We start from the raw sequence: 26038 nt of genomic DNA, 5'->3' as shown, positions 1-26038 counted from the left end.
TTTTGATACTTTGGTTTCGTAATGATCTAAGAACACACGATAACCCCGCCTTACATTACTTTCTGAATAACACAGATTCAGACATGCCACGTAAGGCGTTTTTTTTTATTTCTGAAAAACAGTGGCAGATACACCATTGGTCAGCAATTAAAATTGACTTTGTTAAACGTCATGCCGATGCGCTAGTACAAGAGCTTTCATCGCTCAATATTGAATTAGAGCTTGTTACTGTTGATGATTTCTCTGAACAAGTTGGCTATCTAACTCAATTCTGTCGAGAGAATAAGATAAGCCAGGTTGTTGCCAATAGTGAACTTGAATTCAACGAGCAACAACGTGATCAGCAATTAATTAATGAGGGCATTGCGTTAACCTTATTTGAAGCTGATGTTATTGTGGCTAAAGGAAAAGTACTTAACCAATCAGGAAAAATGTTTAAGGTATTTACACCCTTTAAAAAAGCATGGTTGCAATATGTTCGACACAATGGTTTTGAATACCTAGGTAAACTCGCACCATCTAATGAAAAAAAAATTCAGAAAGAGTCCACAAATAAAAGTGCCTCCAGTGCATGGCCATTAGCCCAAGAATATGAAACTAATGCATTAACACGTTTTTACCAAAATAAGTTATCAACGTACGGACAAGAAAGAGATATCCCTTCAATTAAAGGCACATCAGGTATATCGCCTTATTTAGCGGCGGGTGTAATTAGCCCAAGATTTGTTTTGTTTTCTTTACTCAACCGTTATCCAGATTTGTTGCTTGCCATTGATAGCCCAGAGTTTACATGGTTAAACGAAATAATTTGGCGAGAGTTTTATCGACACCTCATGTTTCACGAACAGCGATTATGTAAAAATCAATGCTTTAATGAAAAGTATCAATCGGTACATTGGCATAATAACCAACTACTTTTTAATGCTTGGTGCGAAGGTAAAACCGGTTACCCTTTAGTTGACGCGGCAATGCGGCAACTCAATCAAACAGGCTGGATGCATAATCGTTTAAGAATGGTGGTTGCTAGCTTTCTAACCAAACATTTATTAATTGATTGGCGGTTAGGTGAGAAGTACTTTATGCAACACCTTATTGATGGTGACTTAGCATCAAATAATGGCGGTTGGCAGTGGGCAGCAAGTACCGGATGTGATGCTCAGCCTTACTTTAGAATTTTTAATCCGATCAGACAAAGTGAACGCTTTGATCCTAATGGTGATTTCATCCGTAAGTACATACCAGAGCTGAAAAGTGTTAGTGGTAAGGCTATACACTTTCCACATGAGTACATTAAAAACAACAACCTTGGTGTTTATTGGCCTGCGATAGTTGACCATAAAGAAGCAAGAGTTAAAGCCTTAGCTTTTTATAAATAACAGCTTAATTACAGGCTTGTTAAATACACTATAGCTAATGGGTTGTATGAAAACTAAAGGGTTAAGGATAAAAATGTCGAGTACTTCAGTTGAACAGTTAACATTGCAATCACCGTTATGGCTCAAGCAATTTATTGAAGGCTATCAGACACTCTCAACGGCTAATTTGGATATTCTCTCCGCTATTTATCACAAAGATGTGACTTTTATAGATCCAATTCATAAGCTCGAAGGTCTTGAGCAGCTACATTCATATTTTCAAGGTTTGTATCAAAACTTGTCTAGCTGTAAGTTTGATATTGAACGAGTAATTGCTCAAGACCACGAGGCGGCCATTTATTGGCAAATGCGTTATCAGCACCCCAAATTAAATAAAGGAAAGGTAGTAACAGTATCAGGTAATTCTCATATCAAAGGTAATGATGACAAAATTGTATACCACCGTGATTATTTAGATTTAGGCGCCATGTTATACGAGCAAATTCCCGTTTTTGGTAGATTAACTAAATGGATAAAAACAAGAGCGAGTAACTAATGACAGCTAAAAAAGTGCTCATTACCGGAGCTACATCAGGCATTGGCTTGGCGTTAGTTAACCAATATAGCAATAATGGACATCAAGTTATCGCCTGTGGCAGAAATAAAGCTAAGTTGGCTGAAATTTCTGATCAAACACATACAAATTGTATATTCGACATTACATCACCGCAGGATATCAAACAAGCAACGCACAATATTGAGAATATTGACACCTTAATTTTAAATGCTGGTGACTGCCGCTACATAGATGATGCACAACATTTTGACGGGGCGCTTTTTGCTGACATTATTGCAACTAACCTTTCATCTTTAGGTTGGTTGTTACATTATTTGTTACCTAAAGTTAAGCGTGGTGGGCAAGTGGTTTTTGTTAGTTCCAGTGCTACTATTTTACCCTTTCCCCGAAGCGAAGCTTATGGTGCATCTAAAGCTGGCGTTGATTATTTAGCCAAGAGTTTACGCCTTGATCTAATCAATGCCAATATTGCGGTAACACTTATTCATCCAGGCTTTGTTAAAACACCGTTAACAGACAAAAACACCTTTAACATGCCTTTTTTAATGACCAGTGAAGAAGCGGCTAAGCGCATGTTTAAAGGTATTGAACAACGAAAAAGCTACTTACACTTTCCAAAACGATTGACTTATATAATGAAAATATTTTCTCTTTTACCTTTACCATTATGGCAAAAAATAATAACAAGGAAGCATAACCCATGAAACATTTTGCAATTATAGGTTCTGGAATTTCTGGGTTATCTGCGGCTTATTTATTAGCTAAAAAACATAAGGTTACTGTGTTTGAAAAAAACGACAGAGTAGGTGGGCATACTGCCACCGTTGATATAGAAAAAGACAATGAGTTACATGCTATCGATACAGGTTTTATTGTATTTAATGATAAAACTTACCCTAATTTTTTAGCGCTATTATCAGAAATAGGTGTTGGTAAACAAGCCACTGAAATGAGTTTTTCGGTGCACAATTGCCATACCGGTTTAGAGTATAATGGCCACAATCTCAATACCTTATTTGCACAACGTCGTAATTTGTTTAAGCCCAAATTCTGGGGGCTGGTGAAAGAAATACTCAGGTTTAATAAACGCTGTAAAGCGATATATAACCAACAAGATTACAAAAGTGGCTATACACTTGGGCAATTCCTTAATGATAATAACTTTAGCACGTTCTTTTCTGAGCATTACATTTTGCCAATGGGCGCCGCGATATGGTCAAGTTCACTCGCACAAATGGAAGAATTTGAATTTAAATTTTTTGTCCAATTCTTTCACAACCATGGCTTATTAAACATTGCTGATAGACCTCAATGGTTTGTCATACCAAAAGGCTCTCGCAGTTATCTAGCCCCTTTATGCGAGCCATTTAAAGAGCAAATAAACTTAAATGTTAATATTACTGGTATCACACGTAGTAATAACAAAGTTCATTTACACTTTAGTGACTCACCAAGTGAAACCTTTGATGAGGTTGTTATTGCCTGCCATTCAGACGAAGCACTAGCATTACTTAATGATGCAACAGATGAAGAGAAAATGGTTTTATCAGCCATGCCATATAGTGAAAATTCAGTAGTGTTACACACTGATACAGCGCTATTACCTGATCGTGAAAACGCATGGGCTAGTTGGAATTACCAGTTGAGTCATGACCGTGAAAAACCTGCCAGTGTTACTTATAATATGAATATATTACAAGGGCTTACAAGTAAAAATACTTTCTGCGTAACGTTAAACCAAAAAGAAGCAATAGATCCAAATAAAATATTGAAAGAGTTTATTTATCATCACCCCATATTTTCATCAGAGTCGATAAATGCACAACAGCAACGTTCACTAATTTGTGGTCAACAGCATACGCATTTTGCAGGGGCTTATTGGCATAGTGGTTTTCATGAAGACGGTATTAGAAGTGCCGTAGAAGTCGCTAAACGTTTTAACTGCTATTTAAATGATTCACCTTCACATAATAAAATGAATGGTTAGCAGCTATGCCTGACGCATTTACTAACAGCAGTATTTATCTGGGTACTATATCACATAGGCGTTTTAGTCCGAAAAAACATAGCTTTAATTATCAATTGTTCATGTTAGCACTTGATGTAGCAGATGTTGAGCAAGCTAATACTAGTAAAGGTATATTTGGTTTTTCGTGGTTTCACCCACTGCGTTTTGTTGAAAGTGATTATGTGAATAATCTAGAAAATATTGATGCTAAGAATGAACCTAATTCGTTATCTCACCGTATTATCAATAAAGTGCGCTCATTAGATGGGCATAACAGTATAGAAAAAATAATTATGTTGGTGCAAGTAAGATGTTTTGGTATTTACTTTAGCCCAGCTAATTTCTATTTTTGTTATGACCAAGATAACAACTGCACTCAAATGTTAGCTGAAGTCAGTAATACCCCTTGGAATGAACGACATTATTATTTAGTTGATTTGTTAACCAAAGAGAGTGATATAACCACAGAAAAGACATTTCAAGTATCACCTTTCATGGATCTAGCAATGACCTATTATTGGTATGTTAAGCCGCCTACAACTAATAGCGATAAGTTGGTGGTAAAAATAGAAAATAAAAAGCTGAATAAACAAGCGGATAAGGCAAGTAAGAGCCAAAATGTTGATAGTGATAAAATATTTGATGCAAGCTTAATCATGCACAAACAACCATTTACTAATAAGCATTTATTCCGTATTTGGTGCCAGTTGCCAGTAATGACTATTAAAGTAGTTGTTGCAATTTATTGGCAAGCATTAAGACTTTTTATTAAACGTGTTCCATTTCTTGGGTATCAGAAAAAAAGCTAATTTTACGACAAAAAGTACAAAATTTCAGGAGTGGTAAATGGAACAAATAGAAGTTGTAGGTGTATTAACACCGGCTAACTGGCTTGATAAACGCTGTCGCGCTTTGGTTCATTCTGTATTTAACAAACTTACCTATGGCCAATTAGAAATTGTTGAGGGAGCAAGTCATCATGTATTTCCAGAAGGCTCTGCTGATATATCTCTTAAGGGTAAAATTCATATACATGACGTAAGTGTTTATCGTGATTTCGTTAAAGGTGGCAGTATTGGTGCGGCTGAAGCATTTGTCGACGGAAAATGGAGCAGTCCAAACCTTACTCAAGTGATCAGAATATTTGCCAAAGCTCAGCAGCAAACGGATACTTTAGAAGCGAATAAGTCTTGGCTAAATAAAGTTAAAAATGCGCTTACTCATTGGCAAAATAGAAATACACAGTCTGGTTCCAAACGTAACATACTTGCTCACTATGATTTAGGTAATGAATTATATACCCGTTTTTTAGATCCCGAAATGATGTACTCTTCAGCGATTTACCCGACAGAGTCTTCAACATTAGCTCAAGCACAACTACATAAGCTAGCAACTATTTGTAACCGACTCGATCTCAATGAAAGTGATCATTTGCTCGAAATAGGTACAGGTTGGGGCGGTCTTGCAATATATGCAGCACAAAAATATGGTTGTAAAGTTACCACTACCACTATTTCAGATGAACAATATAACTATGCTCAAGCCCGCATAGAGCTTCTAGGTTTAACTGATCAAATTACCTTGTTAAAAAAAGATTACCGTGATCTCAGTGGAAGCTACGACAAAGTCGTTTCAATTGAAATGATAGAAGCCGTTGGCTATAAGTATTTGCCGAGTTTTTTCAAACAATGTAATGATCGTTTAAAAAAAGGTGGCAAGTTACTCATTCAGTCAATCACTATTGCCGACCAACGTTTCAAATATTACAAAAATAACGTTGATTTTATACAGCGTTACATTTTTCCTGGCGGATTTTTACCCTCGGTGAATATTTTAACGGAACACTTAACAGAGCATAGTAATTTAGTGGTTGAACGCCTTGATGATATTGGCTTAGATTATGCCAAAACATTGGCAGACTGGCGTTCGAAATTTTTAAATGCATGGCCTGAACTTGCAACACTTGGCTACGATGATACATTCAAACGTTTATGGCTATATTACTTTGCTTATTGTGAAGGTGCATTTTTAGAACGCTCAACCAGCACAGTACATTTGGTTGCTCGAAAATAGGTGTTTTTATCATTTTATTACGCATATACGACAGTTTTAGTATATGCTTAATTTATGATCAATTAAACTTGTCGAGCTAACTATGAAGTCATTTACTTTTTGGATACTTTCTTGTTTGATCCTCTGTTCATGTACCTCTACACCGTTAATATCAAGTAAACTGCTACTTGAAAGAGAAACCTTATACTTAGATCATCGTTTTAGTGGTTTTTCTGAAATAGACATTGAATCTGAAGGTGATATTTTTAGTATCGATGACAAAATGAAAGAAATGGTACGTACCGAGTTATCATCTGAGGAAACGTCTTATAAACGCGCTAAAAAATTACTCTTACATTTATTTGATCAAAATAATATAAACTTAAGTTACGATAATCTTGCCAACTTAACTGCTACACAATCGTATTACTCTAAAAAAGCTAATTGTTTGTCTTTAACTATTATGGCCTATTCGCTGGCGAAAGAAGCCGGGCTTAATGTAGTATTTCAAAATGTGGAAGTGCCAGAGTACTGGGTAAGAAATAACGAATTTAATATGTTAACTGGGCATATCAACTTATTGGTTAAGCCTTCTGGAAATAATAACTCTTCTTTAATTTGGCGCAGCAACTCTTTACAAATAGACTTTGATCCTTTTATTCAGAAAAAACAATTTCCTGCTAAAGTAATCGATAAAAATACCATAATGGCAATGTTTTACACTAACATTGGTGCGCAGGCTATTGTAGATGAAGACTTTATAAAAGCTTATGCATATTTAAAGCAAGCGACAAAAGTATCACCGACATTTGCATCAAGCTGGAGTAATTTAGGTGTGTTATACCGTATGGTGGGCGACTTTAATTTAGCAGATAAAACTTATCGCTATGCTTTAGCACTTTCACCAGAGAACTTATCTACATTAAATAACTTAGCTGTACTTATGCACAAAATGGGAGAAGTAGAAGAAGCGGTCACTCTCGAGAAACTATTACATAAAAAAAGGCTAAATAATCCTTATTACCATGCGTTATTGGCCGATGAAGCGTATTACCGCCAAGACTATGATAGAGCAAAATTACATTATAAAAACGCCATAAAATTAAATGGTTCTCTACACGAGTTATATTTTGGCTTAGCTAAAGTATACTATCAAGTAAAAGAGTTTGAACGGGCAGAATTTGCATTAACAAAAGCAATTAGACTCAATAATAACAAGGAAAAAGATAATCAATATATTGCTAAACTCAATTGGTTAAAAGACGATGAAAATACTGTACTCCACAGTATTCATCAATAATTAAACTTATTATTAATTACTTTTCACAGGCCATAGTAAAATTTGTCTTAATGTCTAATTTCACAAACTAGGTTCTTAATGTATAATCCCTTTTTTGAATCAGACATAGAATACGACTATGCAAAAGAAATTTATTACCGCTCAAGAATTAATAGAAGATTCTTTCCGTCTTGCTGCCCAAGTTTACCAAAGTGGCTTTCGTCCTGATTATATTATTGGTATTTGGCGTGGTGGCGCACCAATTGGTATTGCAGTTCAAGAATATTTTGACTTTAAAAAAGTTGAAACTGACCATATTGCCGTTCGTACCTCTTCTTACTATGGCGTTAACAAGCAAAGTAAAGAAATAAAAGTACACGGATTACATTATATTATCGAAAATGCTAACGCTGAAGATAGCTTATTAATTGTTGATGACGTATTTGACTCAGGTAGAAGCGTGGATGCTTTAATTCAACAACTTAAGCAACTTTCACGTAACAATATGCCAGCAGATGTTAGAATTGCTTGCCCTTGGTACAAACCTCAAAATAGCAAAGTAGACATTGTACCTAACTACTATTTACATGAGTCAGATGAATGGTTAGTTTTCCCGCACGAAATATCAGGATTAACTCAAGAAGAAATAGTAAAAGGCAAAAGTGAACTTGCAAATATTATTGATTTATTTAAGTAATAACAAAATATAGCGCAAAATACTCAATTAGTTTTTATCCATTAATGATAAATCACTAATTGAGTTTAATTTTTTAAAGGCTGCTATTTTTTTACTAGGACTTGTATGAAATTTTTTATTATAATTTTTTGTTGCTTAGCCTTACACGCTAATGCTCAAACTCCTACTATCTTAATTTCAATAGATGGCTTTGCGGCACACTATTTAAACGAATATAAACCTAAACATTTACTTTCTTTAGCAAACAAAGGGGTAGTTACTGAAGGGTTAATTCCCTCATACCCAACCAAAACATTTCCTAATCATCTTACGCTTGTTACAGGAAAAGCGCCTTTTGAGCACGGTATAGTACTGAATCGATTTTACGATAAAGAAATTGATGATATTTATGCCTATGGCAGTAGTAAGAAAAATCATCAATGGTTAAAGTATCCGCCAATTTGGACCTTGCTAGAACAACAAAATATACCAACGGCAATTTATTTTTGGCCAGAGTCTGATAAAAGCTTTCAACATGTATTACCAAGTTATTATAAAAAGTATGACGGTAGTGTTTCTAATGAAACTCGCTTTAAACAGTTAATACAATGGCTTAAAATTTCTGACGAAACTAAACCTCAATTATTGATCAGCTACTTTTCAACAATAGACAGTATAGGGCACAAGTATGGACGAAATTCACCAGAATTAGCGGATGCTATAACCAAGCTCGATCAGCAATTAGGCGACTTTTTATCCGAAATATCAACGGGTAAAATAGGACCAGTAAATCTTGTAATAGTGTCAGATCATGGCATGGTAAAAACAGGTAAAGAAAACGCCTTGCTTAAAAGTACAATAATACCTTCGTGGATGGATAACTCGTTTAAGATTATACAAGACGGTACACAAATTTTTATCTACGATATTAACGGTGATCAAAGGCTTGTAGATGCCGCTTTCCAAAAACTTTTCGATGAAAATTCTAACAATACGGCTAAACGCTATGATGTGTTCAAAAAGGGAAATTACCCTAACTACTGGAAAGTAAATAATAATAAATCATTCGTACCTGATATAATTTTATCGGCGATACCACCCACTACTTTTACAACCAACCTAAACTCAGTTATTGCCGAAACACATGGCTTTGAAACTAAGTATACCAAAGATCTTAATGGTATTTTTATTGCCACAGGTCCAGATTTTAATCAGGAAATTACATTAGAGGCATTTGAAAACACCGAAGTATTTACCATTTTATCTTCTCTTCTTTCCCTAAGTGGGGCTAACAACACGCCAGTAAAAAGTGAAGTAACTGAAAAAGTATTAAGAATAAAACATTAACAAGGATCGCGCCCTCACGTTAGGGCGTTTTTAACTTTTTAAAAAATTTGTACTAACTAACCTCATTACGGGTAAACGAGTTTTATAACCATCTACCGAGCTAATAATCGTTAAAGTGAAAGCAGGTTAGTTACTCTAAAGCCTTTCTTTTTAGTAAATAAGCAGGTATGTTTTAACTTATCTAATTCATTTAACAAATTAATTACAATACAATGTATATAACTTATATTGCTCGACAAGCTATTTTAGACAGGAATTCTAAAACTATTGGTTATGAATTGTTATTTAGGGACAGCCCAGATAATAAATTTCCTGAAATAGACCCTGATGTTGCCAGCTCAAAATTAATTATTCAAAATCACCTACAAGGTGATATTCAGTCTGTTTGTCTTGGTAAACTTGCATTTATTAACTTTACTGAAAAGTGCTTAATTAATAAATACCCATTAATGTTTGACAAAAAATCAATCGTCATTGAATTGGTAGGGCATTCATCGCCGACTGACAAACTACTTAAAATTGTTAGCTTTTACTGTGAGCAAGGTTATAAAATTGCATTAACTCAGTATGATTTAAACCCCAAATGGGATTTGTTATTTCCTTTTATCTCGATGATAAAAGTAAACATTGAAGAAATTAATCCAAAACGCCTGCTACCAATCGTTAACCGCATTAAACCGTTTAATATAAAGCTTGCAGCTGAAAAAGTGGAAACTAACTTTCAATTACAAGCGTTAGCTGAAGTTGGCTTTAATTACTATCAAGGCTTTTTTTATCATGAGCCTGAAATGATAGAAGGGCAAACACTTGCGCCAATGAAAACGCAAATGTTAAACCTAATAAGTGAAACATTTAACGTACCACTTAATTATTCAGCCATTGCAGATATAATTAGCCACGACGTTAACCTAACGGTTGGCTTGCTTAAAATGGTTAATAATGTTGCTACTAGTACACGCGTTGAAATAACATCGTTAAAACAAGCTGCAGCCTACTTAGGTGAGGAAAAGTTAAAACAGTTTGTAACTATTTTAGCCTTGTCAAAATTAACTTCAGACAAATCTGATGAAGTGTCAAAACAAGCATTAATTACTGCGAAGTTAATGTCTGTAATTTCTAAACATCAAGCCTTTAGTGAAGTCAGTGATTATGCGTTTATTACCGGATTACTCAGCGCAATAGAAGTAATATTGTGTATGCCGATTGAAACTATTGTTAAAACCATGCCATTAGCCGATCCTATTGTAAAAGCCTTAGTTAAGCATGAAGGTTTATTGGGTGATTTATTAGTACTAACATCAAATTATATTGTTGGTGAAGGGCACAGCATAACGAAATTAACAGAGGTTTATGGGGTTGACGCCAATTATATTCACACAGAATTTGTTGCCGCAAGCCGCTGGTGTAAAGAGTTAGGTATATTTTAAAAAGTATTAACTCACACTTTACTCTAGGGTGTGGGTTTAGCTTTAATATTTAAGGATGAATATGAAGTATGTGTTATTACTTGCGCTTATTAGCGTACTTTCAAATGTCAGTTTTGCTAAGTCTAAGCAAATTACAATTACTAAAAAAAGTTGCGCTACAGTTACAACAAAAATCAATACGATCAATAAAAAAATGCGCAACCAGTATAGCGCTAAGCAGGGAGAGAGCTATCGTAAAAAGTTACGCAAGCTCTATAAAAAAGAGAATCAATGCCATAAAAAGCGATTTAAAACGAAGTAGCCTGAAATGTATAAATTTTCAGTGATTATCAACACGCCCTTGCTATTTAATTCCACACCCTTTTAAAATGATATGTGTTAACGTTTTAGCGGCTTGTTCAAAGTCATTATCTGTTAGCTTTTCTTTACCCATGGCGGTTGTTACTTGTGGTGCAAAATCAGCATAATGTTGTGTCGCCCCCCAAATTGTAAAAAGTAGGTGTAAGGGATCAATATCGTCCATTTTACCTTGTATAATCCATTGGTTAATGGTTTCTTTAACTTCATTTACCCATGGTTTAAAGTTGGATTTTAAGTAGTTTTGAAGCCTTGGCGCACCTTGAACAAACTCTCCTGCAAAGATACGAGAAGCCTCTGGATTGGTATTTGAATACATTACTTTCGCATAAATGTAATCACCTAACACTTTAGCTGGTTCATCGTCGCACGTTAAAATAGATGAGTCCCATAATTCTATAATTTCTGAAAGTATATCTACGTAAATAGCGTCTTTATTTTTATAGTAATAATGAACATTTGCACGAGGAATACCAGCGCGCTCTGCAATACTTTTAATTGAAGCACCTTTGAATCCATGCTCTAAAAAATCTTGCTCTGCTGCTTTCAATATTAACGTTTGATTCTTTCTTCTAACACGCCCAACAGGAGTAGGCTTTTGTTTATTGCTTTTAACTTCTGCCATATTAACCAAATGTTTATATTTTTAAAGGTTAAATATAAGCTATTTTGCTCTAAAAGTTAATACTGTCTCTGAATTACAGCAACAATCAAAACTCGTCTATCGGTTTACGTTGGTTATGTTATATATCGTCAATTTTACTATTCTAAGTCTCTAAAGCTTACTGGCTAATAACGCTGTGGTTAACATTTTTAATTCTTGCTTAGCACTTAATACAATTAATTTGCTTTTGTGCTTGTCACTCCTGTCAAGTTGTGCTTAAAATAACAACCATTCTGACCGCATGGTCAGCTTTTATTGTGTTAACAACAAGCAATAACGTTCAGCTAATTAATTTTAATAATAAGGCTCAGTATGATCGCTACAAACATTCCTTTTGTAGACTTGCACCGGCATTTAGACGGAAATATAAGGCCAAGTACCGTACTTGCTTTAGCTCAACAGCACAATATCCCATTGCCTGCAGATAATTTGAATGAGTTATTACCTCATGTACAAATTCAGGGTAAGGAAAGCAATTTAGTTTCTTTTCTTCAAAAACTTGATTATGGCGTGAGTGTATTAGCAAGCCTAGACGCTTGTAAAAGAGTTGCCTATGAAAATGTACAAGACGCTTATCTTCAAGGCCTACACTACGCCGAATTGCGTTTTTCACCTTATTACATGGCGATGACACACAAACTATCTATGAAAGATGTTGTTGCAGCTGTTATAGATGGTGTTCAACTTGCTACACAAGAGTTCCCTGTACAAATAAATTTAATTGGCATATTAAGCCGTACTTTTGGCGTTCAAGCATGTTTTTCGGAATTACAAGCGCTCCTTTATTTTAAAGATGATTTAGTTGGCATAGACCTAGCTGGTGATGAACTTGGTAAGCCGGGCACTTTATTTGTTGATCATTTTAAACAAGTTTACGACTCAGGTTTACATATAACCATTCATGCAGGTGAAGCTGATGGCGTCGCCAGTATTTATCAAGCTATCGATCAATTACATGCAACTCGTATTGGCCATGGTACGAATGCTATTAACGATGAAAGACTAATGGATTACATGCTAGATAAAAATATTGCTATTGAATCTTGCCTTACCTCGAACTATCAAACAGGCACGATCACTGATATTAGCCAACATCCGGTAAAAACATTTCTCAGTAAAGGTTTGCTTGTTTGTTTAAACAGTGATGATCCGGCGGTGCAGGGCTGTGACATTAAATATGAATATCAACATGCGGCGTTAGCTGCAGGGCTGAGCGCTGCTCAATGTCGAAAGCTACAAGAAAATGCACTAGATATGGCTTTTATTTCAAATGCCAAAAAAGTGATGTTAAAACAACAGTGTAGGGAAAAATAACCTTAATAATCTGGCGTACATCGCGTAGCTAGCAGAGTAGTTATTAAAGAAAAACTGCGCTTTAAACAGGTAAATTATTTTACCTATATTTATCCGAATTTTATTTATCTTGATAATTAGCATGATTTAACAGGAATTATAATGCAAACACAACCTTCTCAACTTGACCAACTTAAAACAATGACTACTGTAGTTGCCGATACTGGTGATATTGAAGCAATAGCAAAATTCTCACCAATGGATGCAACAACCAATCCGTCATTATTATTAAAAGCGGCTTCACTTAATGCGTATCAACCTCTTTTAATACAAGCCGTTAATTGGTCGAAAGCGCAAACACCAAGTATTAAGGAGCAAGTGAGTCTTGCGGCTGACAAGTTATCAGTATTAATTGGTTTAGAAGTGTTGAAAATTATTCCTGGACGTATTTCTACTGAAGTTGATGCACGCTTATCGTTTGATAAAGAGCAAAGTATCGCTAAAGCGCGATCATTGATTAACATGTATGAAGAAGCAGGGATCAATAAAGATCGCATTCTTATAAAACTTGCTTCTACTTGGGAAGGTATTCAAGCCGCTAAACAGCTTGAGCTAGAGGGTATTCAATGTAATTTAACTTTATTGTTTAATTTTGCTCAAGCTAAAGCCTGCGCCGATGCTGAAGTATTTCTAATTTCTCCGTTTGTGGGGCGCATTCTGGATTGGTACAAAAAAGATACTGGCATTGAACATTATAAGGCTAAAGAAGATCCAGGCGTTATTTCTGTTACTGAAATTTATAATTACTATAAACAACACGGTTATAACACGGTAGTTATGGGGGCAAGCTTTCGTAATCTTAATGAAATTATTGAACTAGCGGGCTGTGACCGTTTAACTATTAGTCCACAACTTATGGCAGAGCTTGCTGAAAATAGTGGCAAAATCACTCAAAAATTAACTCCTGCAACCAATATTCAAGTCAAACCACAGAGCATTACTGAAGCAGAGTTTCGTTGGCAAATGAACGAAGACCCAATGGCAACTGAAAAGCTTTCGGAAGGGATCCGTAATTTTGCTATTGACCAAGTTAAGCTTGAAAAACAACTTGGCTTACTTTTTAACGATAAATAAGAAAGTCTAATACCAGTTTCATTAATTAAGTGATCTATTTTATACGCAGTAAAAACAGTCAAATACAAGGCATTTATTTTCATAACTAGTTGTTCTAATTATAAAATAAATAACGCAGTAGTTGACTGTTTTAGCCAGTAGAAATGATCACATAGTTAATGAGATTGGTATAAGTGCTCAACATTGTTTTACACAATATAAACAGGCGCTGAATTGTCTATTTAGGGTCTGTTTAGTATTTATTGTTTAATCATTGATTAATTTTTTCGTAACAAATAGCAAGTATCTTAAAAAAATAATTATAACCACTAACTATAATAACTATGAAGGAAAAATGATGAGATATAAATATCCAGTCTTACTGGCTTGTGTATTCACTTCTTTTGCTAATGCAAGTGATGTAGAAAATGCCTGCTTTAATTGTCCCCCCTTAGACAAAGTTGCAGATGCTGCAACGTTCAATTCAACTAATTACTATATGGATGTACTGTCAGCTATTAGTAATAACTATACTAAAGCAGAGATAAAATCTGCCATTAGTACCACAATTAGTCAAAACCACAAAAGACTCACTTATTCTGAAGTATGGACAGCCTTAACGAAAACAGATGAAGATCCAAATAACAGCGCGAATGTTATTTTGCTTTATCGAGGAATTTCACTACCTAAAATGTCTAACGGAAGTGGCTCACAAAGTTCAAATCCAGACAATTGGAATAGGGAACATGTGTGGGCGAAAAGTCATGGTTTTTCAAGTTCAAGTTTAGAAGCATATTCCGATATACATCATTTACGGCCCACAGATATTTCTGTTAATTCATCACGTGGTAACCTAGATTTTGACAATAGTGACAATGCCTTAGCTGAATCACCCGAAAACAGGGTAGATGGTAATTCGTTTGAGCCAAGAGATTTGGTTAAAGGTGATGTTGCTCGTATGATTTTCTATATGGATACGCGCTACGAAGGGCTTGATAATACGCCAGATTTACAGGTAGTTGACAGATTAACAACCACTGGAGAACCTGCGCTTGGCCGTTTATGCCGATTAATCGAATGGCATAATGCTGATCCAGTAGATACAACGGAGCAAACGAGAAACGATAGAATTTATGAGTTTCAAGGAAACCGTAATCCTTTTATAGATTACCCTGAATGGGTAGATATTTTATATCAAGCAGATGCTTGTTCAGACGATACTGGCGGTGGTGACACTGGTGGTGGTGATACTGGCGGTGGTGACACTGGCGGTGGTGACACTGGCGGTGGTGACACTGGCGGTGGTGACACTGGCGGTGGTGACACTGGCGGTGGTGACACTGGCGGTGGCGATACTGGCGGTTCAAACAGTGCTCTCAATGTTTTCATCTCAGAATATATTGAAGGCAGCAGCTACAATAAAGCAATTGAATTATTTAACCCTAGCTTAACTGATATTGATTTAACAGCAGGGCAGTATCAACTAGGTCGTTTTAGTAATGGCGGCACTTCAGGCTCTATGATTAATCTACAGGGGATAATTGAAGCGCAAAGCACATTTGTTATTTCTCATAAATCAGCAATCGATGCAATAAAATCAATAGCGAATCAAGAAGATAACGGGATAAACCATAACGGAGACGATGCCTATGTGCTTTATAAAAATGGTGAGGTTATCGACTCGTTTGGACGCGTTGGTGAAGATCCAGGCAAGTACTGGGGAGCAGATGGCCATAAAACTAAAGATAATAGCTTAGTTAGAAAACCAGATGCAGTTAACGGTGATATTATTATTGATGATGAGTTTGATCCATCAACTCAATGGATAGGATCAAGTAATAATAATGTTGACAACTTAGGCCAACATACTGTTTTTAAATCTGAAATCTTCATTTCAGAATATATTGAAGGAAGTGGTCAAAATAAAGCCATAGAGTTGTATAACCCTTCGGTAGTCCCACTTGATTTAACCAGTGGAAACTATCAGCTTTCATTATTTGTTAATGGCCGCGACTATGCACAAGTGACTATCGATATAAATGGTGTCATACCGGCAAAAGGCACTTTTGTTATCGCGCATCAAGATGCTGATCAGTTGATCACTGAGGTTGCAAACCAACTTTCAGGTTCATTAACACATAATGGCGATGATGCTTATTTATTGTATAACAATAGTGTTGTAATTGATTCATTTGGGCGGGTAGGCGAAGATCCTGGAAGTGAATGGGGTAGTGGCTTAGAAAGTACAAAAGACAATACATTAGTCAGAAAAAGTAGCGTTACAGAAGGTGATATAATTGGAGATGATGCATTTGCTCCTGCGAATGAATGGGTAGGCTTTCCTAAAAACACCTTTACAAACCTAGGTAGTCACGATGCTGGTAATGGTGCACCACCGGTTAGTTTACTTGGCCAATGTAGTGATAATGCAACGTTAATAAGTGCTGTACAAGGTGTTAGTACACAATCGCCGTTAGTTGGTGAAACACATGTATTAGAAGCAGTAGTAAGTGCTGTTTTTCCTGAGCTTCAAGGTTTCTTTATTCAAGAAGAGTTAGCGCATCAAGACAATGATGTTGCAAGTTCAGAAGCTATATTTATTTACAACAACCAAAATACAGTTGTACCTACAGCTGGAGATATAATACGCGTGATTGGTGTAGTATCTGAGCATTATGGTAAAACTCAGCTTGTTGCTAGTGAAGATATCTTAAACTGTGGTGTTGGTAATGTGGTTGCTACACAGTTAAATTTACCGTTTAGCTCTGCTGAACAAGTAGAATCACTAGAAGGGATGTTTATTACAATTAATAACCCACTTATGGTTACTGACAACTATAAACTTGGACAATATGGTGAAGTAACTTTATCAAACGGTCGTTTATTTGTTCCAACAAATATCTACCAGCCAGGTACACCAGAAATTGCACAATTATCAGCGCAAAATGCCTTAAAAAAAATCACCCTAGATGATGGCATGAATGGTTCTTACCCAGATAACATTATTTATCCATTAGGCGGTTTATCAGCAGTAAATAGCTTACGTATTGGTGACACTGTTACTGCATTAACAGGTGTTATTGATTATAGCTTTAATAATTATCGTGTGATCCCGACAGAACAACCAACGTTTTTATCAAGTAACCCGAGAACGTCGTCACCTGACTTAGCTAACACTGGCAATTTAACCGTTGCGAGCTTTAACGTGCTTAACTACTTTAACGGTAATGGTTTAGGAGAGGGCTTTCCAACAGACAGAGGCGCAGACACTTTTGAAGAGTTTGAGCGCCAACGTGCAAAAATAATTTCAGCTATTTTAGCAATGGATGCTGATATTATTGGCCTTCTTGAAATGGAAAATGATGGTTTTGGACAACACAGTGCAGTGCAAGATCTCGTTAATGGTCTTAATGCCGTTGCGCCAAATGACGCTCATTATCGTTTTGTTGATCCTAATATACCTGCAGATGAGGTAACTGGTATAGCGCAGTTAGGCGGCGATCTTATTAAAGTAGCAATTATCTATAACGAGAAATCAGTTACAGAAATTGGTACTGCCGCTTATGTCACAGAGTTCCCATTTGAATACCATAATCGCCCACCAATGGCTCAAACATTTCAGTCTAAAGCTACCGGTGAGAGTTTAACTGTAGCAATTAACCATTTTCGCTCTAAAGGCTGTTCGAGCTCAGGTGGTGTAGAAAATGAAGATAAAAATGATGGCCAAGGTTGTTATAACTTAAGACGAGTTCAAGCCGCACAAGCTATTGTTGCTTGGTTAGGTCAAAATCCGACAGGTATTGATGAAAGTAAAGTACTCATTATGGGAGACTTAAATGCCTATAGTAAAGAGGATCCATTAAGTACTATTGAACAAGCAGGTTACACAAACTTAACGAGCTTATTTACAGGTGATAACAATTATACTTACACCTATCAAGGAGAAAGCGGCACGTTAGACCATGCATTAGCTTCTGCACAGCTAACTGAGAAAATTGTTGATGCAACTCAATGGCATATTAATGCCGATGAACCGTTAATTCTTGACTACAATACAGAAAAGAAATCAGCGGGTAACTTAGTGAATTTGTACAATAATGATGCCTACCGTGCTTCAGATCACGACCCTGTTGTGGTCAGTATTAACCTTACACCTGCTTCAGTTAAAGGTGACTGGGATAAAGATGGTGATGTAGACATTGATGATATTAATGGCCTTAAAAATGCAATCAGCTCTCGTCAAGCAATAGATATCGCCTTTGACCTTAACGGCGATGGTGTTGTTAGCGCTAGAGATATCAGACCTATGTACGCCTTATGTACGCGAAATAGATGTGCAGCTCAATAAAATAGAAATAAACGTAGGGAATATTTCACAAGGATGTGAACTTTTACAATCAATAAATAAATAGGAAATAACATGAAATTTATAACAATAATAATGTTTTATTTGTCAATTCAGTTTTCAGCTAATGCAGGTTTGATTTTTAGTTTAGACGAAAGCAACGTTAATACAGGAGATACAGTTACTGTTAACTTATCAGCTGAGCAAATTCCAAGTTTCGATGAAATGTCATTGTTTATTGAATTTGATACCTCGGCATTTAGTTACGTACTGGGTTCTTTTACCAGTGTAATTGATGATACATGTAGTGATTGTTTTATTGACGCTACTCCAGAATTTTATGGGTTAAATTTATTTTTCTTAGATTTTGCGGGTGAATTTGATACCAATGGACTAGGTTTGTTTACACTTGCGAGTTTCCAATTAACAGCAAATAACGCGGGTGATACTACCCTTGGCGTACAAGAAAATGCATTTGAAAATTACTTTTTTAATTCAGTTACTTTTGATGAGTATATTGTCAATAAGACAGAATTAACTATCAGTGTAGCTGACTCGCCAGTTTCTCAAGTTCCTGAGCCAAGCACTATTATATTAATGCTTGTCGCAGTTGGGCTGCTAGTAAGCCGTAAAACGATTTAAACTCTTGTTAATAATAAATCACGCGCTAGTGTGAGTTTTATCAGTTTTCAATCAATAAAAAAGCAATGAATAGTCTTCATTGCTTTTTTTTATCTACGATAAATTAGGGTCTGTTGATCTTTCAGTTTATAGCTCTGTTGCATTTGAAAAAGATGACAGTCGAGGCACTTAATGTAATGTTTGGTTGTTCCAAATGCACATTAAGTACAACTGCCGCGTCCTGCTCTCGTTAAGTACCTACATCCTGTAGGCAACAAAGAGTGACGCTTTTTCAAGGCAACCCAAAGGGCTATGACTATTTTTCAACCTAACATCGTTAAAAATGGTTAAAGTACGACTGCACGGATGCAGAAGGTAGAGCGACGCAGGATGCCAAAGCCGAGAATGCTACATTGCACCATTTTCGCCTTGTTATCTTAAAAAATAGTCTATAGCAGAGGCTAAAATGAAAGATCAACAGACCCTAGAGTAAATATTATTGTATTAATTGATGAATAACGGGTTCAACCTCAACTTCATTATCTGAAAATTCGATCGCTGCTAAGTATTGGTTTATGGCTAAGTTAGCTTGTGCTGCATCTTTAGCGTGTACTTTAGCAATTACATCTCCTGCATCAACTTTACTGCCTTTTGGTTTAATATGACTAAAACCAACGCTGTAATCTAAACCTTGGTTATGATCAACTCGACCACCACCCATTTCAACTAACGCCATACCAATAGCACGGGTGTCCATGGTGCCAATGTACCCAGACTTAGGAGCAATAATATCTTGAATTACATTTGCTTTAGGCAAAATATTTTCACTATTGGTTAGTAAGTCAGCCGGTCCACCCATTGCGGTGATCATTTGGCCAAAAATTTTAGCCGCTTTGCCTGAAGATAACGCTTCTTCAGCTAAGGTGGTTGCTTGTGGCAAGGTTTCAGCTAAATTACTGGTTAATAGCATAAGTGAAGCAAGGGCTATGGTAATTTCATGTAGTCTTGGCTCTTGATATTTTCCATTTAAATAATCAATTGTTTCTTGAATTTCTAACGCATTACCAACCGTTGTACCTAAGGGTTGGTTCATGTCGGTGATTAATGCTTGTGTTGGTGTGCCTGCACCATTGGCCACAGAAACAATTGAATGGGCTAGAGCTTGTGCAGATGGCAAGTCTGCCATCATAGCGCCATTACCCACTTTTACATCCATAACTAATGATTCAAGACCAGCAGCCAGTTTTTTAGATAATATTGATGCGGTGATCAACGGAATTGATTCAACAGTAGCGGTAACATCGCGAATAGAATATAAACGTTTATCAGCGGGTGCTAAATCGCTTGTTTGCGAAATAATTGCCGTAGCATAATTTTTAACTAAAGCTTGAAATTCAGGCAGGCTAGGGCGTACGTTAAACCCAGGGATTGATTCTAGTTTATCAACAGTACCACCAGTATGCCCCAAGCCTTGACCTGCGATCATTGGTACATGAGCACCACACGCTGCTACAATTGGTGCTAACATCAAGCTTACTTTATCGCCTACGCCGCCCGTTGAGTGCTTATCTACTATGGGTTTATCTAAGGCATTATTCCAGTTGATAACCGTACCTGAGTCACGCATGGCAAGCGTTAAGTCAACTACTTCCTCAGTTGACATACCGTTTAACCAAATGGCCATAGCCATTGAGCCAACTTGTGCATCGGTGAAGCTACCATTTTTAAGACCATCAACAAAGCACGCTATTTCAGCTTTAGTTAATATTTGCTTATTTCGTTTTTGGCGAATTACATTTTGAGGTAAATACATGGTTATCCTTAAGGTAGTAATTTCGGAGTAAAAGCATCAGGGAGTAACTGCTTTACTGTCCATACTTGTAAATTATTCAAATGATTTGCAGAGGCAACATGTGCACCTTGATCTAGAAATTCAGCAATAACTTGCCGACATGCGCCGCAAGGTGGAGTGAGCTTTTCTTGTTCGGTGTAAACTAATAAAGCGTTAATCTTCGCTGACTGTTGATTAACAGCAAAGGACAGGCAGTTTCGTTCTGCACAAACGGTTAATCCGTAAGAAGCGTTTTCTACATTACATCCAGAAAATATATTACCGTCGGCATCAAGTGCTGCTGCGCCAACATGAAAGTTACTATAGGGTGCATAAGCATTCTTATACGCTTGCTTTGCGTGTTTAATTAGTGGGTTCCAATCAATTAATGGTTCTTTGTTTGTAGTTAATTCCATTACTTTATTTATCACCTTTGTTTTACTAATAGTTTTATTAATACACCCATACTGTATTTTGTTGTCTTGAGTGTCAAGAATTAATTGACCACTTGGTCAGGTAAAGTAATTGTCTTATAATTCATGGCTAAAATGTAGTTGTTTAAAAGATAACAAAGTTCAAGCTAACCAATAACAACGATTCGAGCTTAAGATTAAATAATATATAAATATTTATTTGCGATTGAACTTGATTTTAGCTATTTCGACCCATATCTTAATGGTTAAGTTAAAAGATATATTTATTATGCGTGAAGCGTTTAATAATTTGAAAAATATCGATAAAACGTATTTATAAACTCACTAATTTTCACAATAAGAGGGATTAAAATGTCGAACATAGATATTGGAATTAATAAAGAAGATCGTAATGCCGTTGCCGAAGGTTTAAAAGTTTTATTAGCTGACTCTTACACGCTTTATTTACAGACACATAATTTCCATTGGAACGTTACTGGTCCACAGTTTAGAGATTTACACATGATGTTCGAAGAGCATTATACAGATTTAGCTGTAGCGGTTGACGATATTGCTGAGCGTATTCGTACGTTAGGCGTTGTTGCGCCAGGCACTTATAAAGCATTTTCACAGTTAAGTAGCATTAAAGAAGTTGACGGTGTGCCAGAGTCTTTAGAGATGGTTAAGTTGCTCCAACAGGGTCATGAAAGCGTAATTAAAACCTGTAGAGATGTATTGAAACTTGCTCAAGATGCTGATGACGAATCAACTATTGCTTTAGTTGGCGATCGTATGCGAGTTCATGAAAAAACCGCATGGATGTTACGCGCAACGTTAAAGTAAACTCATTTATGTTTTAAAATTTCACCTTTAAACGTAGAACAACTACGCTGTTATTTTTAGCAGCGTAGTTTTTTGTTTTAAAGGGGTTGTAAAACTACAGAGCAAATAAAGTTATACCAGTTTCATTAATTAAGTGATCTATTTTATACGCAGTGAAAACAGTCAAATACAAGGCATTTATTTTCATAACTAGTTGTTCAGGACAATAATGCTCCTGCATTGTCCACATAAGCTACATCCATGTAGCGATAATTATAAAATAAATAACGTAGTAGTTGATTGTTTTAACCAGTAGAAATGATCACATAGTTAGTGAGATTGGTATTATACCAGTTTCATAAATTGTAGATCAGCATTATTGCAACGATATACCCATGCCAATACAGCAGCATAGTTCTGTTGCTCTTTAGCATACTAGCTGCATATTAACCGTTAAGGGCATTCAAATTCATGAATATTACTAACAATGATAATCAACAACGCGTTATGTTTGTAACATTGTGCGTACTTTTCATTTTATTCATTTTGCTTGCAAGTATTGTAATGAGTGGATTTACAGAAGGCATAGACAAGCAAAGTATCTTACTGTTTAGAAGTGATAGCAATCTTAATAACCCTATTGGACCTAAATGGGTAGAAGAGTTAATGCGCGATATAACAGCACTTGGTGGCACTGGTATATTAGTGTTTTTCTCGCTTATGGTTACGTGCTACCTTGTATTAGTAAAACATAAACAGATGGCAATTACCTTTGCGCTGACAGTTATTACCGGTATAACGCTTAGTTCCTTATTGAAATATGGTTTTACAAGACCACGCCCTGATATTGTGCCTCATGCAAGTTATGTATATACCAGTAGCTTTCCAAGTGGTCACGCTTTTATGTCTTCACTTATTTATTTGTCTATTGCAAATATACTTGGTCAGTTTACTTTTAAGCGAACATTAAAATATTTTTTCTTTATGATCGCTATTATTTTAAGTTTAGCGATTGGTATTAGTAGAATTTACTTAGGCGTACATTATGTTACCGACGTAATTGGAGGTTGGATATTAGGCGTAAGTTGGACCTTGCTTTCTTATTTTTGCTTTAGCTATTTAAAATTAACGTATTGGCGAGAGTAATAGTTACCGCTTTAAGATCACAAACATCAATGTGAGTACGGATAAACTGTACACCTTTTGATACTTCTTCTTGAATACCCTTTAATGCGCGTTCTTTGGCACCTTGATAGGTTTGGTGCTTTTTAACGTCGTGTCATCTAGCTATTCCTGCAAAGAGGGGGCCTGTATCATTTTTTTGCTCCAGCACTGTTTCCTGTGTATACGTAATCAAGATGAAGATGCGCATCAACATAAGGCGGAACAACGAGTCGTCCTTTTAGATCAATTTATTCATCAGCAGCTGGTAAATTATGCCCAATGGCTTTAATCATACCATTTTCGAGCAAAACTTTGCTCGCATCCGCATTGCGATATATATTTGCATTCGTAAATTTTTTATTACAAAATCCTTATAAATTAGTATATTAAGAACTCAATGCTCGCTTTGCCATGAGTGCAATGATCATAGCTGGAACGAAACAAATAATTGATAGATAGCCAATACCTAAAACTCCAACATCAGGTAGGTAAACAAGAATTAAGCCACCGATCCAGGTTGCCGTCATTATTGACAGATTAAATACACTTGATTGTACTGACGTTGCAACGGCTTTAGCATGTGCAACTTGTTGACTTACCGCAGTTTGATACATAGTAACAAGCGGACCAAACGCTAAACCCCAAAGAAAGAAAGCTAAGTGAGAAATACCATTTATACTGCCAAAAAAGACAAGCATCGACATCGAAATAACACCGCACGCTAACATACTTACTATTAATGTTTGTAAATAGGTGTCGATAACTTTAGCTGACAGTACCACTGAAATTATTGAACCAATGCCAAAGATAAGTAATGCCATACCAATGCCACCTAAAAAGTCGATAGCTTCAACTAGTAAGGTGATATACGTATATGTACCATAATGTGCCATTACTGAAAGAAAGGTGAGCAAAAGTACAATTAATACTGATGGTATTTTTAGTATAGCTAGAGGTGAATTGCTTCGTGTTAATTTTTCACCTTTTACTGACGGTAAAAATTTAAGTGCTAATAATGCGATAAGAGCGCCCAATATGCCTAGGGTAATAAACGTAGTGCGCCAACCAATTTCAGTACCTATAAAGGTCATCAGCGGCAGTCCTAAGCTTACACCAAAGGTGTTACCAGCCATAATAATAGTAATAGTTTTGCCATGTTTGGATTCTCGTTCAGACTCAACATCGTTGAGTATAGAAGAGGCTCAAGAAACACTCATAGGTAAAGCGATTTATCCAATCGCAAGTCAGTACCCCAATAAAAGTGGTATACGTTTACTTGGTAACCCTAAAGATGCATTTGCAGCTCGAATATTACTCGCGCTTAGCGCGCAAAAAACACTCGACTTACAATACTATATTTGGCAAAAAGATATTACGGGAGCACTTCTCTTTGAAACAATAACTAAGGTAGCTGAGCGGGGTGTAAGAGTAAGGTTATTACTTGACGACAACGGTATTAACGGGCTTGACGACGCATTAGCCGCTTTAAATAGGCTTGAGAATGTAGAAGTTAGAATATTTAATCCGTTTATTCAACGACGGTTTAAATGGCTAGGTTTTATTACCGATTTCTCACGAGTAAACAGACGTATGCATAATAAGTCTTTTACTGTAGATAATAGCGTTACCGTTATTGGTGGCCGTAATATTGGTGATGATTATTTTGGCGCAACGGGTGGAATACTCAGACAAGATTTAGATTTAGTGGCCATTGGAAGTGTAGTTAACGACGTTTCAAGTGACTTTGACAAATATTGGGCAAGTAATTCAGCTTTTCCAATTGAAGAAATCGTGAATACCACTAAAACAAGTACATACTCAACTGATGAATACATGCCATCTCAGTTAACTAATCCCAAAAGAGACACCTATATAACCGCATTAAGAAACTCATCGCTTGTTAAAACTTTACTTGCCAAAGAGCTGTCGTTTGAATGGAAAATGGCAAAAATGATCAGCGACGACCCTGCTAAAGGCCTTGGTAAACATAAAGATGATTCTTTGCTCTTTCATAAGCTAACTGAAATAATAGGCCGACCAACATCAACCGTACTACTGGTAACGCCTTACTTTGTACCGACTAAAGAGGGTGTAAAAGCTTTTGCTGCACTTGCTAAACAAGGGGTAAAAATAACTGTTTTAACTAATTCAATGCAAGCTACTGATGTTTTACCGGTACATGCGGGTTACGCTAAGCATAGAAAAGCATTGCTTAAAGCTGGAGTTAAATTGTTTGAGTTGCGATCTGGTGCCGAGCCAATAGATGGTAATTTAAAGAAATTAGGGCCTTTTGGTAGTTCTGCATCAAGCTTACATGCTAAAACCTTTGCAATTGACTCAGAGCGTTTATTTGTTGGGTCTTTTAATTTTGATCCGCGATCTATGCACTTAAACACCGAGCTTGGCTTTGTAATTGAAAGTCCGTCGCTTGCGATTCAAGTTGAAAACGAATTTTATCAGCAATCGGCACTTACCGCGTATGAGTTAAGTTTAAATGAGGATAATAAGATTCAATGGACAGAAACAAATGGTAATATAAAAACGACTCATTCTACTGAACCAGGTATGACTATATTTTCACGCGCTGCATTATCGGTATTAAATTTGTTACCCATTGATTGGTTGCTATAACGCATTAAAATTAAGTGCTGACCTGAAAAGCGTTATGCATTCATTAACTCACTAGCAGTAAAT

General features: G+C 36.2%; 23 protein-coding genes. 18 read left to right on the top strand and 5 right to left on the bottom strand.

The genetic code is table 11. The annotated features are described in order from the left end of the window. Positions 1-2 precede the first annotated feature (2 nt). The 11 genes from phrB (at position 3) to QUD79_RS08510 (ending at position 11022) form a co-directional block, all read left to right on the top strand. A complete protein-coding gene (gene phrB, locus QUD79_RS08560; protein ID WP_184424051.1) occupies positions 3-1376 on the top strand; it encodes a deoxyribodipyrimidine photo-lyase in 1374 nt (457 codons plus the stop codon). Positions 1377-1449: 73 nt separating this feature from the next. After that, positions 1450-1911, top strand: coding sequence for a nuclear transport factor 2 family protein (locus QUD79_RS08555; protein ID WP_184424050.1), 462 nt, complete (start codon positions 1450-1452; stop codon positions 1909-1911). Then, positions 1911-2636, top strand: coding sequence for an SDR family NAD(P)-dependent oxidoreductase (locus tag QUD79_RS08550; protein WP_184424049.1), 726 nt, complete (start codon positions 1911-1913; stop codon positions 2634-2636). Before QUD79_RS08555 ends, QUD79_RS08550 begins: the two co-directional genes overlap by 1 nt. Beyond that, a complete protein-coding gene (locus QUD79_RS08545) occupies positions 2633-3919 on the top strand; it encodes an NAD(P)/FAD-dependent oxidoreductase (RefSeq protein WP_184424048.1) in 1287 nt (428 codons plus the stop codon). Before QUD79_RS08550 ends, QUD79_RS08545 begins: the two co-directional genes overlap by 4 nt. A 5-nt stretch (positions 3920-3924) precedes the next feature. Then, on the top strand, positions 3925-4749 hold the full coding sequence (locus QUD79_RS08540) for a DUF1365 domain-containing protein (RefSeq protein ID WP_184424047.1): 825 nt from the start codon (positions 3925-3927) through the stop codon (positions 4747-4749). A gap of 37 nt (positions 4750-4786) precedes the next feature. Next, positions 4787-6013, top strand: coding sequence for a class I SAM-dependent methyltransferase (locus tag QUD79_RS08535; protein WP_184424046.1), 1227 nt, complete (start codon positions 4787-4789; stop codon positions 6011-6013). A gap of 82 nt (positions 6014-6095) precedes the next feature. Then, complete coding sequence (locus tag QUD79_RS08530) at positions 6096-7292, top strand: tetratricopeptide repeat protein (RefSeq protein WP_184424045.1); 1197 nt, start codon at positions 6096-6098, stop codon at positions 7290-7292. Between the two features lie 118 nt (positions 7293-7410). Further along, on the top strand, positions 7411-7968 hold the full coding sequence (locus QUD79_RS08525; RefSeq protein ID WP_184424044.1) for a phosphoribosyltransferase: 558 nt from the start codon (positions 7411-7413) through the stop codon (positions 7966-7968). Positions 7969-8073: 105 nt separating this feature from the next. After that, the gene (locus QUD79_RS08520; RefSeq protein WP_184424043.1) at positions 8074-9294 is read left to right on the top strand and encodes an alkaline phosphatase family protein; all 1221 of its coding nucleotides are present in this window, start codon (positions 8074-8076) and stop codon (positions 9292-9294) included. Between the two features lie 212 nt (positions 9295-9506). Next, positions 9507-10721 carry an EAL and HDOD domain-containing protein gene (locus QUD79_RS08515; RefSeq protein ID WP_184424042.1) on the top strand — a complete coding sequence of 405 codons (1215 nt, stop codon included), beginning with the start codon at positions 9507-9509 and terminating at the stop codon, positions 10719-10721. A gap of 61 nt (positions 10722-10782) precedes the next feature. Then, on the top strand, positions 10783-11022 hold the full coding sequence (locus QUD79_RS08510) for a hypothetical protein (protein ID WP_184424041.1): 240 nt from the start codon (positions 10783-10785) through the stop codon (positions 11020-11022). A gap of 42 nt (positions 11023-11064) precedes the next feature. Here QUD79_RS08510 and QUD79_RS08505 read toward each other — a convergent pair whose 3' ends face one another. Next, the gene (locus tag QUD79_RS08505; RefSeq protein ID WP_184424040.1) at positions 11065-11703 is read right to left on the bottom strand and encodes a TetR/AcrR family transcriptional regulator; all 639 of its coding nucleotides are present in this window, start codon (positions 11701-11703) and stop codon (positions 11065-11067) included. Between the two features lie 351 nt (positions 11704-12054). Between QUD79_RS08505 and add the strand changes: the two genes are divergently transcribed. The 4 genes from add to QUD79_RS08485 all read left to right on the top strand — a co-directional run bounded on the left by add (position 12055) and on the right by QUD79_RS08485 (position 19135). After that, the gene (gene add, locus QUD79_RS08500; RefSeq protein ID WP_184424039.1) at positions 12055-13056 is read left to right on the top strand and encodes an adenosine deaminase; all 1002 of its coding nucleotides are present in this window, start codon (positions 12055-12057) and stop codon (positions 13054-13056) included. Positions 13057-13197: 141 nt separating this feature from the next. Beyond that, positions 13198-14169, top strand: a complete 972-nt coding sequence (gene tal / locus QUD79_RS08495; protein WP_184424038.1) for a transaldolase — start codon at positions 13198-13200, stop codon at positions 14167-14169. Between the two features lie 334 nt (positions 14170-14503). Next, complete coding sequence (locus tag QUD79_RS08490) at positions 14504-18496, top strand: ExeM/NucH family extracellular endonuclease (protein WP_184424037.1); 3993 nt, start codon at positions 14504-14506, stop codon at positions 18494-18496. A gap of 72 nt (positions 18497-18568) precedes the next feature. Continuing rightward, positions 18569-19135 (top strand): PEP-CTERM sorting domain-containing protein, encoded by a 567-nt coding sequence (locus QUD79_RS08485; protein WP_184424036.1) that lies wholly within the window; start codon positions 18569-18571, stop codon positions 19133-19135. 475 nt (positions 19136-19610) lie between these two features. On the opposite strand, the gene deoA is transcribed toward QUD79_RS08485, so the two are convergent. Both deoA and QUD79_RS08475 read right to left on the bottom strand, forming a co-directional pair. Next, positions 19611-20927, bottom strand: a complete 1317-nt coding sequence (gene deoA, locus QUD79_RS08480) for a thymidine phosphorylase (RefSeq protein ID WP_184423017.1) — start codon at positions 20925-20927, stop codon at positions 19611-19613. Positions 20928-20935: 8 nt separating this feature from the next. Beyond that, positions 20936-21376, bottom strand: a complete 441-nt coding sequence (locus QUD79_RS08475) for a cytidine deaminase (RefSeq protein ID WP_484600389.1) — start codon at positions 21374-21376, stop codon at positions 20936-20938. 354 nt (positions 21377-21730) lie between these two features. Here QUD79_RS08475 and QUD79_RS08470 point away from each other — a divergent pair, with 354 nt between their 5' ends. Further along, the gene (locus QUD79_RS08470) at positions 21731-22201 is read left to right on the top strand and encodes a Dps family protein (protein WP_184423014.1); all 471 of its coding nucleotides are present in this window, start codon (positions 21731-21733) and stop codon (positions 22199-22201) included. Positions 22202-22295: 94 nt separating this feature from the next. Here QUD79_RS08470 and QUD79_RS08465 read toward each other — a convergent pair whose 3' ends face one another. Then, on the bottom strand, positions 22296-22430 hold the full coding sequence (locus tag QUD79_RS08465; protein WP_281401802.1) for a hypothetical protein: 135 nt from the start codon (positions 22428-22430) through the stop codon (positions 22296-22298). Between the two features lie 221 nt (positions 22431-22651). On the opposite strand from QUD79_RS08465, the gene QUD79_RS08460 reads away from it, so the two are divergent. Continuing rightward, on the top strand, positions 22652-23326 hold the full coding sequence (locus QUD79_RS08460; protein ID WP_184423012.1) for a phosphatase PAP2 family protein: 675 nt from the start codon (positions 22652-22654) through the stop codon (positions 23324-23326). A 404-nt stretch (positions 23327-23730) separates the two neighbouring features. Here QUD79_RS08460 and QUD79_RS08455 read toward each other — a convergent pair whose 3' ends face one another. Continuing rightward, a complete protein-coding gene (locus QUD79_RS08455) occupies positions 23731-24477 on the bottom strand; it encodes an MFS transporter (protein WP_184423009.1) in 747 nt (248 codons plus the stop codon). 25 nt (positions 24478-24502) lie between these two features. On the opposite strand from QUD79_RS08455, the gene QUD79_RS08450 reads away from it, so the two are divergent. Continuing rightward, positions 24503-25975, top strand: coding sequence for a phospholipase D family protein (locus QUD79_RS08450; protein ID WP_221435136.1), 1473 nt, complete (start codon positions 24503-24505; stop codon positions 25973-25975). Positions 25976-26038: the final 63 nt, after the last annotated feature.

This window comes from Thalassotalea piscium (genome assembly GCF_030295935.1).
Taxonomy (GTDB): Bacteria; Pseudomonadota; Gammaproteobacteria; order Enterobacterales; family Alteromonadaceae; genus Thalassotalea_B; species Thalassotalea_B piscium.
This window is presented reverse-complemented; position numbering and strand designations above follow the sequence as displayed.

What these genes read in the sequence shown, in the direction of transcription:
- QUD79_RS08535 (WP_184424046.1), top strand. Translation starts at nt 4,787, where the DNA reads ATGGAACAAATAGAAGTTGTAGGTGTATTAACACCGGCTAACTGGCTT.
- QUD79_RS08555 (WP_184424050.1), top strand. Translation starts at nt 1,450, where the DNA reads ATGTCGAGTACTTCAGTTGAACAGTTAACATTGCAATCACCGTTATGG.
- QUD79_RS08520 (WP_184424043.1), top strand. Translation starts at nt 8,074, where the DNA reads ATGAAATTTTTTATTATAATTTTTTGTTGCTTAGCCTTACACGCTAAT.
- tal (WP_184424038.1), top strand. Translation starts at nt 13,198, where the DNA reads ATGCAAACACAACCTTCTCAACTTGACCAACTTAAAACAATGACTACT.
- QUD79_RS08455 (WP_184423009.1), bottom strand. Translation starts at nt 24,477, where the DNA reads ATGGCTGGTAACACCTTTGGTGTAAGCTTAGGACTGCCGCTGATGACC.
- QUD79_RS08510 (WP_184424041.1), top strand. Translation starts at nt 10,783, where the DNA reads ATGAAGTATGTGTTATTACTTGCGCTTATTAGCGTACTTTCAAATGTC.
- deoA (WP_184423017.1), bottom strand. Translation starts at nt 20,927, where the DNA reads ATGTATTTACCTCAAAATGTAATTCGCCAAAAACGAAATAAGCAAATA.
- QUD79_RS08505 (WP_184424040.1), bottom strand. Translation starts at nt 11,703, where the DNA reads ATGGCAGAAGTTAAAAGCAATAAACAAAAGCCTACTCCTGTTGGGCGT.
- QUD79_RS08525 (WP_184424044.1), top strand. Translation starts at nt 7,411, where the DNA reads ATGCAAAAGAAATTTATTACCGCTCAAGAATTAATAGAAGATTCTTTC.
- QUD79_RS08470 (WP_184423014.1), top strand. Translation starts at nt 21,731, where the DNA reads ATGTCGAACATAGATATTGGAATTAATAAAGAAGATCGTAATGCCGTT.
- QUD79_RS08530 (WP_184424045.1), top strand. Translation starts at nt 6,096, where the DNA reads ATGAAGTCATTTACTTTTTGGATACTTTCTTGTTTGATCCTCTGTTCA.
- add (WP_184424039.1), top strand. Translation starts at nt 12,055, where the DNA reads ATGATCGCTACAAACATTCCTTTTGTAGACTTGCACCGGCATTTAGAC.
- QUD79_RS08550 (WP_184424049.1), top strand. Translation starts at nt 1,911, where the DNA reads ATGACAGCTAAAAAAGTGCTCATTACCGGAGCTACATCAGGCATTGGC.
- QUD79_RS08490 (WP_184424037.1), top strand. Translation starts at nt 14,504, where the DNA reads ATGATGAGATATAAATATCCAGTCTTACTGGCTTGTGTATTCACTTCT.
- QUD79_RS08460 (WP_184423012.1), top strand. Translation starts at nt 22,652, where the DNA reads ATGAATATTACTAACAATGATAATCAACAACGCGTTATGTTTGTAACA.
- QUD79_RS08465 (WP_281401802.1), bottom strand. Translation starts at nt 22,430, where the DNA reads ATGTGGACAATGCAGGAGCATTATTGTCCTGAACAACTAGTTATGAAA.
- QUD79_RS08515 (WP_184424042.1), top strand. Translation starts at nt 9,507, where the DNA reads ATGTATATAACTTATATTGCTCGACAAGCTATTTTAGACAGGAATTCT.
- QUD79_RS08540 (WP_184424047.1), top strand. Translation starts at nt 3,925, where the DNA reads ATGCCTGACGCATTTACTAACAGCAGTATTTATCTGGGTACTATATCA.
- QUD79_RS08545 (WP_184424048.1), top strand. Translation starts at nt 2,633, where the DNA reads ATGAAACATTTTGCAATTATAGGTTCTGGAATTTCTGGGTTATCTGCG.
- QUD79_RS08485 (WP_184424036.1), top strand. Translation starts at nt 18,569, where the DNA reads ATGAAATTTATAACAATAATAATGTTTTATTTGTCAATTCAGTTTTCA.